Below are 10,440 nucleotides of genomic sequence, written 5' to 3'. Positions count from 1 at the left end.
CTGCGCCTGCGCAATCCGCTGCTGGCCTCGGCGTCACCGCTGAGCCAGACGCTGCATGGTGTGCGTCGGCTCGCTGATGCCGGTGTGGGTGCGGTGGTGCTGTATTCGCTGTTCGAAGAACAGCTGCGCCGCGAGGCCGAGAACAACGAGCTGATGGCCGCCCAGGGCAGCGAAAGCTACCCGGAGTCGCTTACCTACTTCCCGCCCACCGTGGACAGCGGTAGCCGCGCTCAGCGTTACCTGCGTCTTATCGAACGTGCGGCGGCCGCCGTCGACATCCCCGTCATCGCCAGCCTCAACGCGTCGACACCGGGCAGCTGGGCACGCTACGCCCGCTGTATGCAGGACGCCGGCGCGGCGGCGATCGAACTGAACATCTACTATCTGCCCGGCGACGCCGGTGTCGATAGCGCGGCCGTGGAGCAGCGCCATCTCGACGTGTTGGCCGAGGTCAAAACCGCGGCAACGGTTCCCGTCGCCGTCAAGCTCAGCCCCTACTTCAGCGCCACCGCCGACATGGTGCACCGGTTAGATGACGCAGGGGCGGACGGGCTGGTGCTGTTCAACCGGTTTCTGCAGCCCGACATCGACCCGGAGACACTGAGCACCGTGCGCACCGTGGCGCTGTCGACGCCGGCGGACACGCGCTTACCGCTGACCTGGATTGCGTTGTTGCACAGGCGGATACGCGCTTGTCTGGCGGCCAGCACGGGAGTTGAGCACGCCGCCGATCTGGCCAAGTACCTGCTCGCGGGGGCAGATGTGGTGCAGTCGGCGTCGGCGCTGCTGCGCCACAGCCCCGAGTACGCGGGCGTGCTGCTGCAAGGATTGTCCGACTGGCTGAGCCGCAAGGGCTTTCAGTCCGTCGACGAGGTACGTGGGCTGTTGGCGGTGCCCGAGTCCGCCGACGCCGAGGCCCGAGAACGCGCGGACTACGTCTGGGCAGTCCGCAAAGCCAACAGCGGTTTCTACGAAAACTATTGAACCAACGGAGGAAAAACTATGAGCACCTTCACCTACATTCGCTTCTTCGAAGAGTTCGGCATCGAGGATGTGCCGCTGGTCGGCGGGAAAAACGCCTCACTCGGCGAGATGTTCCAGAAGCTATCCGAGCAAGGGGTCCGCGTCCCGCACGGCTTCGCCATCACCGCGGCAGCCTACAAACACATGCTGGACAGCGCCGGCGCCTGGGACGCGCTACACGCCCAACTGGACGACCTGGACCCCGACGACGTCACCGCGCTGGCCCGCAAAGGCAAACACGCCCGCGAAATCGTCTACGGCGCCGGACTTCCCGACGACCTGGCGGCCGAGATCGTGGCCGCCTACCGCATGCTGCAAGACGAGTACGGCGAGGACATCAGCCTGGCGGTGCGCAGCTCGGCGACCGCCGAGGACCTGCCGACGGCCAGCTTCGCCGGCCAGCAGGAAAGCTTTCTCAACATCACTGGGTCGGAGAGCCTGCTCGACGCGTGCCGCCGGTGTTTCGCCAGCCTGTTCACCGACCGGGCCATCCACTATCGCATCGACCAGGGCTTCGACCAGTTCAAGGTTTTGTTGTCGATCGGCGTGATGAAGATGGTGCGCTCCGACCTTGCCTCCTCGGGGGTGATGTTCACCATCGACACCGAATCGGGTTTTAACGACGTGGTTTTCGTGACGGGCGCCTACGGGCTGGGCGAGAACGTGGTGCAAGGTGCGGTCGACCCCGACGAGTTCTACGTCCACAAGCCGACCTACCTGGCCGGTCACCGCGCCGTGCTGCGCCGGCTGATCGGCGACAAGGCGGTGAAGATGGTCTTCGTCGAGGGTGGGACCAAGCAAACCACCCGTAACATCCCCACCCCGAAGGCCGACCGCGCCCACTTCTGTATCACCGATGAGGATGTTCTCGAGCTGGCCGGCTACGCCTGCGCCATCGAGAAGCATTACGGCCGGCCGATGGACATCGAGTGGGCCAAAGACGGCGTGGACGGGCGGCTCTACATCGTGCAGGCCCGCCCCGAGACCGCGGCTTCCCAACGCAGCCTGACGACCATTGAAACGTATGTGCTGGAGGGTTCCGACGAGAAGCGTGAGGTCCTCACTGAGGGACGCTCGGTCGGTGAGAAGGTCGCAATGGGTGTGGCGAAACGCATCGAGCACCTCGAGCAGCTCGCGGACTTCCAGCCCGGCCAGGTGCTGGTCGCTGACACCACCACCCCGGACTGGGAGCCGGTGATGAAGACCGCCGCGGCCGTCGTCACCAACCGCGGCGGGCGCACCTGCCACGCGGCGATCATCGCGCGTGAACTCGGCATCCCGGCCGTGGTCGGCGCGGGCGATGCCACCACGAGCGTGCCGGATGGCCAGGTGGTCACGGTCTCCTGCGTCGAGGGCGACACCGGGCGGGTGTACCGCGGCGAAGTCGGCTTCCACGTCGACCGCACCGAAGTGGCCGACCTGGCGCGGCCACACACCCAGATCATGATCAACCTGGGCAACCCCGATCTGGCGTTCAAGACCTCGTTCTTGCCCAATGACGGTGTGGGACTGGCCCGGATGGAATTCATCGTCAGCGAATACATCAAGGTGCACCCGCTGGCCCTGCTGCATCCCGACCAGGTCGACGACCCCGAGGCGCGCCGGACGATCGACCGGCTCACCCGCGGCTATGCCGACGGAGGCGCCTACTTTGTGCAGCGGCTCTCCGAGGGCATCGGCACGATCGCGGCGGCCTTCTGGCCCAAGCCCGTTGTGGTGCGGATGTCGGACTTCAAGACCAACGAATACGCCAGCCTGATCGGCGGCAGCGGCTTCGAGCCCGTCGAAAGCAACCCGATGATCGGCTTTCGCGGCGCCTCGCGGTACGCGCACCCGGCTTATGCCGAGGGTTTCGCGCTGGAGTGCAGCGCGATGAGACGGGTGCGCGACGAGATGGGGCTGACCAACGTGATCATCATGCTGCCGTTCGTGCGCCGTGTCGCCGAGGCGGACTTGGTGCTCAAGACGATGGCAGACCTCGGTCTGCAGCGCGGCGAGAACGGGCTTGAGGTGTACGCGATGTGCGAAATCCCCAACAACGTCATCCTGCTCGACGAATTCGCCAAACGCTTCGACGGCTTCTCCATCGGCTCCAACGACCTGACTCAGCTCACCCTCGGTGTCGACCGGGACAGCGAGATCGTGGCCTTCGACTACGACGAACGCGACGAGGGCGTCAAGGAGATGATCCGCCTGGCCGTGGAAGGCTGCCGCCGCAACGCAATTCACTCCGGGCTGTGCGGACAAGCGCCGTCTGATTACCCGGACATGGCCGAATTCTTGGTCCGTATCGGTATCGACTCGATCAGCCTGAACCCCGATGTGGTGGTCAAGACCACCCGCCAGATCCTCCAACTCGAGCAGCAGGCCGCGCCACTGCAATGAATTCTCTTGCCTCTGCTGTCGATAAGGAGCTGTGACGTGAATCCACCGGTTGTCATCGATCCGCGTTATCACGACGCGGTGATCTTCGACCTCTACGGCGTACTTACCGACGCCGCCTCCGTTCAGCGCGCGGCCTGGGCGTCGCTGTTCAACGACTACCTGACGCGGCGGCCGGTGTCCACAGCACCGGACAAGCCGACGGGCTGATCCAGCGTGGCGCCGACGTCGTGGTGGCCGACCTCGCCGATATTGCCGTGCACACCGGCGACAAGCGAATCTCAGAACTCCCGAATGCCCTCAAATCATATGGCCAGCTGGCTGGTACCGCCATCGGTCGTGAGTCATTGTTGTTTCTCAACTTCGATGTCGCGTTGTCCCAAGCTGTTTCCGACCCCGCTGCGGCCGCTGTGGTCGACAAATGCCGTTGGTTTGTCCGAGGGCTAGCAGTGCGGCAACGAGTCACGCCGACACCGCGCGGTTATCGTCCGATCGTGCTGTGGCTGGGCATGTCGTCGCCGAAGTTGATCCCCATGTCGCGTGCGGTCAGTATCGAGTCGCAGTCGAGCGGGACCGTCTTTTGCCGGCGCGTGGCCTCGGCGAGCGGCACGTAATCAACTGTTGGTGGGTTGAGCGCCACCATCACCCCGTTTTGGCCCTCGTCGAGAGCCCGCACCGCGGCGGCGCCGAAGCGCAGGCCAAGCAGTCGGTCGAACGAGGTCGGCGAACCGCCGCGTAACAAATGGCCGAGCACCACCGTGCGCGCCTCGCGTCCGGTCATCCGCTCGAGCTCGGCGGCCACCTTGGCGCCGATGCCACCGAGGCGTTCGGCCTGCCCTACCGACTTACCCACGATCGACACCGCTCCACCGACCGGTCGAGCGCCCTCGGCGACGCAGATGATGGAGAACTTCGCGCCGTGCCGTTCCCGGTCAGTGATCACGGCGGCCACCGGCTCGAGACTAAACGGGATCTCTGGGATGAGGATCGCGTGCACTCCCGAAGCCATGCCGGCATTGAGGGCGATCCATCCTGCATACCGGCCCATCACCTCTACCACAATGATCCGCCCATGCGAGGTCGCGGTCGTGAACAGCCGGTCGATGCATTCGGAGGCGAAGTCGACGGCACTGTCGAAGCCAAAAGTCGACGTCGTCTTGTCCAGGTCGTTGTCGATCGTCTTGGGTACGCCGACCAGCCGCAGCCCGGCCTGGTACAGGTGTTGTCCGATCGCCATCGATCCGTCACCGCCGACCATGATCAAGGCATCGATCCCGTGCTCGTCGAAGCGGCCCAGCAGTTCTGTGGTGCGGTCCACCTCGACCCAGCTGCCGTCGCTCTGTTGCGCCGGATAGGCCGTCGGGTTGCCGCGATTGGTGGTACCGATGATGGTGCCGCCTTGGTGGATGATGCCGCGAACCCTGTCCCGCGTCAGCTCGATCAACCCGCCATCGGGATACTCCGTCGGCAATAGCAGGCCGTTGAGGCCATCACGGATCCCGACAACATCCCAGCCACGGTTTCGTGCCGCCAAGGTGGCCGCATGGATGACCGCATTGAGTCCGGGCGCGTCGCCACCGCCGGTGCTCAGCGCAACCCGCTTTATCGAAGACCTCACGAGACGCACCCTACGCCAGGCACCACCGCAACCGGAGCCGGAAAGCGCAACGCTGAACGGTATCGCTGAGACGGACAGCGCATCGCCGCAATCAGCTTGGGAAGCTCGGTGCGGCACACCCGGCTACCACGAAGCGGCAGATTCGCTCTGATTCGCCCAGCGCGCCCCGGCCCCGGGGAGCGCAACTCCAGAAATGCAAACCGTTGTGCCTCATCGCCGTTTTGCCGAGCTGAGACTCAAGGTCGTTTTCGACCGCATCCCCGACTAACGCATGCAATGCAGGGAATTACCGGCGCAGTTGCTGTTGTAGGCCTGCGGTTTCCGGGCCTGATGGCAGACCCCGCGGGTGGCTACACGACGCATCGCATCCGGTCCGGTGCCTATCCGCCCTATCCGCGTCGGCACCGGCTATTAGAGTGAGTCGCGGTCCGGAACGGCACAAACGTGAGGCACTTGATGAGCGACATCGCAGCACGATTGGTGGACATCGTCGGGAACAGCCACGTGCTGATTGGTGACGCGATTCCCGATGACTACGCACATGACGAGGAGTTAACACTGCCACCGCAGCAGCCCGCGTACGTCGTGAAACCGGTTACCGCCCAAGAGGTTTCCCAGCTGCTGACGACGGCCACCGAACGCGGCGTGCCAGTCACCGCGCGTGGATCGGGATGCGGTTTGTCGGGAGCGGCGCGGCCGCGCGCGGGCGGGATGCTGATCTCCTTCGAACGCATGAACCGCGTACTGGAGGTCGATACGGCCAACCAGGTCGCCGTTGTCGAGCCTGGGGTGACGCTGACCGAACTGGACTCCGCGACCGCCGATTCCGGGCTTGGGTACATGGTGCACCCAGGCGAATTGTCCTCCAGCGTCGGCGGAAACGTCGGAACCAACGCCGGCGGCATGCGCGCGGTCAAGTACGGGATAGCCCGCCACAATGTCCTCGGATTGCAGGCGGTGCTGCCGACCGGTGAGATCATCCGCACCGGCGGCAAGATCGCCAAGCTGTCCACCGGCTACGACCTGACCCAGCTCATCGTCGGCTCCGAAGGAACGTTGGCGTTGGTCACTGAGGTGATTGTCAAGCTGCATCCGCGGCTCGGCCACAACGCCAGCGTGCTAGCCCCATTCGCCAACTTCGACCAAGTCACGGCGGCGGTGCCCAAAATCGTCGCCAGCGGCCTTGCGCCCTACATCGTGGAATACATCGACAACATGACAATGGCCGCGCTCGTGCACACCCAGAACCTGGAATTGGGTATTCCAGACCAGGTTCGCGACAGCTGCGAAGCGTATCTACTTGTGGCGGTGGAGAACCGCACGGCGGATCGATTGATGGAGGATGTCGAGACCGCGGGTGAGATGCTGGCTGAGCTAGGCGCGACTGACGCTTACATCCTGGAAGGGAGCGCGGCGCGCAAGCTGATCGAGGCACGGGAGAACGCGTTTTGGGCGGCGAAGGCTGCGGGCGCCGACGACATCATCGACACTGTCGTCCCGCGTGCGTCGATGCCGAAGTTCCTCAGCACCGCACGAAGTCTGGCGGCGGCAGCGGGCGGCGCAGCGATCGGTTGCGGGCACGCCGGCGACGGCAACGTACACATGGCCATCATTTGCAAGGACCCGGCGAAAAAGAAGCAGTTAATGACCGACATCTTCGCGCTGGCAATGGAACTAGGCGGCGCCATCTCCGGTGAACACGGCCTCGGCCGGGTAAAAACTCCGTACTTTCTCCAACTCGAGGATCCGGCCAAGATTAGCCTCATGTACCGAATCAAGCAAAGCTTTGACCCGGCCGGCATTCTCAACCCCGATGTCCTGCTACCGGCGCAGGGACCGTAGCCAAGAGACACTCCCAATATTCGGGAAAGAGGCAGGTGCGGTAATCAGCTCTGCAGCCCAGAGACTCGGGTCTGCACTCCTTCGGAGCGCGACCAGCAGGCCCATTATCAATAGTTTTCGATTATCGATTGATAAGGCTTCGTAATTTGACATCAACACTTGCCGCCGCCATCTTCCTACTAGTCGGCGATCACGTCGTGTGAACGGTTGAACGCGGCGCACAACGTGATATCAGAACCGACGACGGTGATACCACAACAAATATTGGCCACGTGGGTCGTTGAGCAGTCGGGCGGTCGTGGCTTGACGGCTTGGGCAGTCGGAGTGTTTAGGAGGAGATTTTGTGGTGACGTTCTACATGGTTGGAAGGTCGGGCCGGCCTGAGATGGGTGTGAGTAAGGCCGGGACAAGTGAGGCCACTGCCGATGCCTTGGCTGTGGCCGCGGACGAGCCTCGCTTGGCATGACCGCACCGGTATGGATGGCTTCGCCGCCGGAAGTGCATTCGGGTTTGCTAGACGCTGGTCCGGGTTCCGCTTCGTTGCTGGTAGCCGCTACCGGATGGGCGTCACTTAGCGCCGAATATGCTTCAGTGGCTGAAGAACTCACCGCGACTCTGGCCGCGATGCAGGAAGGCGCGTGGCGAGGTGCTGGCGAGAAGAGCTGTGTGCTGGCCTACACGCCATACGTGGCATGGTTGATCCGGGCCAGTTCCGATAGCGCTGCGAACGCTGAGGCACATGACGCCGCGGCGGCGGCCTATAACAGCGCAGTGGCAACCATGCCGACACTACCTGAGTTGGCCGGCAACCACGCCACCCACGCGGCGTTGGCGGCGACGAATTTCTTTGGCATCAACACCATCCCGCTCGCGCTCAACGAGGCCGACTATGTGCGTATGTGGATTCAAGCCGCCACCACAATGAGCGTCTACGACACTGTTTCTGCGGCTACGTTAGCCTGCGCACCAGTCATCCCACCGGCGCCATTCATCATCAAACCCGGCGCCAATTCTACCGGCAACATCGTAGCCAACGTTGCCCGGGTCGTCAGCCACGAGCCCTTTCCGATATTCCGTATTTTATGGGACATGATCGAATGCGTTGGCACCGAGATCATAGCTATACCGGCGTTCATCATTTTTGCACTGATCGTGGTGATATTTACGCCTACAGTGCTCCTCTTTCTTGCTTACGTGCTAGCCATTGGCGATACAAGTCTAGCGATTGAGATTCTTCAATACTTGAGCCTAACGTGGCTGACCGTCTTCATAGAACTTTTCGCTATTTGCATGCTCCCTTTCGTCTTGGGCTACTCCATTGGAAATCTGGTCATTCAATGGATCATGAGTCAAAGTATTGGGATGGTTTCGACCCTGGCGGGTGGGTTGGCCACGGCCACGACACTGGCCGCCTCCGCGGCTTCGGCTAGCTCGAGCGTGACCACGCTAGCGGGTCCGGTTGCAGCACCGGTGGCAGCTGCGGCTGTCGGTGCCGTGGAGCCGACGGCGATGTTGCCGAAGGCGCAGTTGGTGTCGGCATCGACGGCCGCTGTTTGTTCGGAAGCGCCAATGCCGGGGGCCGCTGTTGCTCACAGTGCCGGCACGCCGGGGTTTGCCGGGACCGAGCCAAAGTCCGGCGTTGCGCACGCTGCCGGTCTGGCGATGGTGGTGGATGGTGAGTTGGCAGGCGGCCCGCGGCTACCGATGCTGCCGGCTGGTTGGAATTCGAATTTCGCGACCACTGCCGATGCGGGGAACTTGGTGTCGGTGTGATTTGAGCGATTGAGGCTTCCGCAGAATCGATTTGGAACGATGGCTGGGCCACCGCCTCGGCTCCGGCGGCGGCCCGTCGCGTGGACGCTCCGGGGCGAAGAACGGAAGTTCAGTCAACACCATCGGAACCTGCGAAGGCCACCCGACGGGACTCGTTGCGGCAACGCGTAAGCCGATACTCATCCCAAGCCGAGCGGCCGAAAGGCATGCCCGGATGCCATCCGCCCGGGTCGATGCGCCCCTGCCGCGGCCGGTGACGCGGACCAAAATACTCACCATTAGGCGTGACGATCGGCGGCAACTCCCACTTTTCCGAAGGGATTTCGTCCGGCCTTAGCATGGCTCCCCTACTGCTGAAGAGATACGGCTCACGCAAAGCTGTCATCAGCTAGCGCAGTTCAGTCATAGCGAGAAAGTTGGAAAGAACGCTGATAGCCTGCTGCCAATTAGCTGGGAACGGCTCGTTCTAAGATCAAACGCGACGTCCTGTCCCGCTTACGATTTCGAAAGCAGAAGCTGGAACTCAACGGGCTATGCCCAATTACTATGCCCAATTACACTGATCTACACGATAACTAAAGCGCCCTACACAACTTGGGCACAACGAAAAGTTGTGATGTCACAACATGGCGCTCTCTACCGACGCCAACGCGAACGGCGAAACATCGTCGTCATGACCCGCGGGTCCGCTGCAGTACCTTCGGGTTCTTGCCGCTGCCTCATCGCCGTGGCCGTGGGTCCCGCCGGAACAAGCCCAGCCGGCCGACGCGATTCGCGTCGCACGCCGGCAATCAAGGTCGGCACTGTCCGCAAAGGAGTACGCCACATGACCACAGCAGCCCGTCCCACCAAGACCCGCAACGAGGGCCAGTGGGCGCTGGGGCAACGTGAGCCGCTCAATGACGCCGAGAAGTTCAAACAGGACGATGCGCCCCTGAATGTGCGCGACCGCATCCTCAACGTCTACTCGAAGCAGGGTTTCGACAGCATCGATAAGTCCGATCTGCGTGGCCGGTTCCGCTGGATGGGCCTTTACACCCAGCGTGAGCAGGGCTACGACGGCACCTGGACCGGCGAGGAAAACACCGACACCATCGAGGCTAAATACTTCATGATGCGGGTGCGTTCTGACGGCAAACCCATGTCAGCCGCCACCTTACGCACCCTGGGTCAAATTTCGACCGACTACGCCCGCGACACCGCCGATATCGGCGACCGCGAGAACGTCCAATTCCATTGGATCCGAGTCGAAGACGTGCCCGAGATCTGGGCGCGGCTCGAGTCGGTCGGGCTGACGAGCACCGAGGCCTGCGGCGACTGCCCGCGCGCCATCCACGGCTCACCGCTGGCCGGTGACTCGGTCGACGAAATCCTCGACCCGTCACCGGCGATCGACGAAATCCTACGCCGCTTCATGAACAATCCCGAGTACGCGAACCTGCCCCGCAAGTACAAGAGCGCGATATCGGGCCTACAGGACGTCTCCCACGAAACCCACGACGTCGCCTTCATCGGCGTCAACCACCCCGAGCACGGGCCCGGGATGGACCTGTGGGTCGGCGGCGGCCTGTCGACCAACCCGATGCTGGCCCAGCGGGTCGGCGCGTGGGTTCCGCTCGACGAGGTGCCCGACATCTGGGAAGCGGTCACGCAATTGTTCCGCGACTACGGCTACCGGCGGCTGCGCGCCAAGGCCCGGCTGAAGTTCCTGGTGAAGGACTGGGGCATCGAAAAGTTCCGGGAAGTCCTCGAAACGGAATACCTCCAGCGCCGGCTCATCGACGGCCCGGCCCCCGAGCCGG

Annotated in this window: 7 protein-coding genes; 6 read left to right on the top strand and 1 reads right to left on the bottom strand. The window is 63.2% G+C overall.

Features of this window, described 5'->3' with window-relative positions; all coding sequences use genetic code 11:
• From F0Q45_RS20745 to F0Q45_RS27940, 3 genes are all read left to right on the top strand, one after another.
• Positions 1-984 (top strand): dihydroorotate dehydrogenase-like protein (locus F0Q45_RS20745; RefSeq protein WP_373425047.1); only part of this gene is annotated, 984 nt, incomplete at its 5' end.
• 18 nt (positions 985-1,002) lie between these two features.
• Positions 1,003-3,408 (top strand): phosphoenolpyruvate synthase, encoded by a 2,406-nt coding sequence (gene ppsA / locus F0Q45_RS20740; RefSeq protein WP_149655734.1) that lies wholly within the window; start codon positions 1,003-1,005, stop codon positions 3,406-3,408.
• Between the two features lie 36 nt (positions 3,409-3,444).
• On the top strand, positions 3,445-3,615 hold the full coding sequence (locus F0Q45_RS27940; RefSeq protein ID WP_188113062.1) for a hypothetical protein: 171 nt from the start codon (positions 3,445-3,447) through the stop codon (positions 3,613-3,615).
• A gap of 271 nt (positions 3,616-3,886) precedes the next feature.
• Here F0Q45_RS27940 and F0Q45_RS20735 read toward each other — a convergent pair whose 3' ends face one another.
• The gene (locus F0Q45_RS20735; RefSeq protein WP_149655733.1) at positions 3,887-5,023 is read right to left on the bottom strand and encodes a 6-phosphofructokinase; all 1,137 of its coding nucleotides are present in this window, start codon (positions 5,021-5,023) and stop codon (positions 3,887-3,889) included.
• 456 nt (positions 5,024-5,479) lie between these two features.
• Between F0Q45_RS20735 and F0Q45_RS20730 the strand changes: the two genes are divergently transcribed.
• The 3 genes from F0Q45_RS20730 to F0Q45_RS20720 all read left to right on the top strand — a co-directional run.
• A complete protein-coding gene (locus tag F0Q45_RS20730) occupies positions 5,480-6,865 on the top strand; it encodes an FAD-binding oxidoreductase (RefSeq protein ID WP_149655732.1) in 1,386 nt (461 codons plus the stop codon).
• A gap of 462 nt (positions 6,866-7,327) precedes the next feature.
• Positions 7,328-8,638: a PPE family protein gene (locus tag F0Q45_RS20725; RefSeq protein WP_149655731.1), complete on the top strand. Its 1,311-nt coding sequence runs from the start codon at positions 7,328-7,330 to the stop codon at positions 8,636-8,638.
• An 826-nt stretch (positions 8,639-9,464) separates the two neighbouring features.
• A partial coding sequence (locus F0Q45_RS20720; RefSeq protein WP_149655730.1) for a nitrite/sulfite reductase occupies positions 9,465-10,440 on the top strand: 976 nt, incomplete at its 3' end.

The sequence above is a fragment of the Mycobacterium simiae genome, from assembly GCF_008370645.1.
Taxonomy (GTDB): Bacteria; Actinomycetota; Actinomycetes; order Mycobacteriales; family Mycobacteriaceae; genus Mycobacterium; species Mycobacterium simiae_A.
Note: the sequence above shows the minus strand (reverse complement) of the source record. Positions and strands in the feature narration are given on the sequence as shown.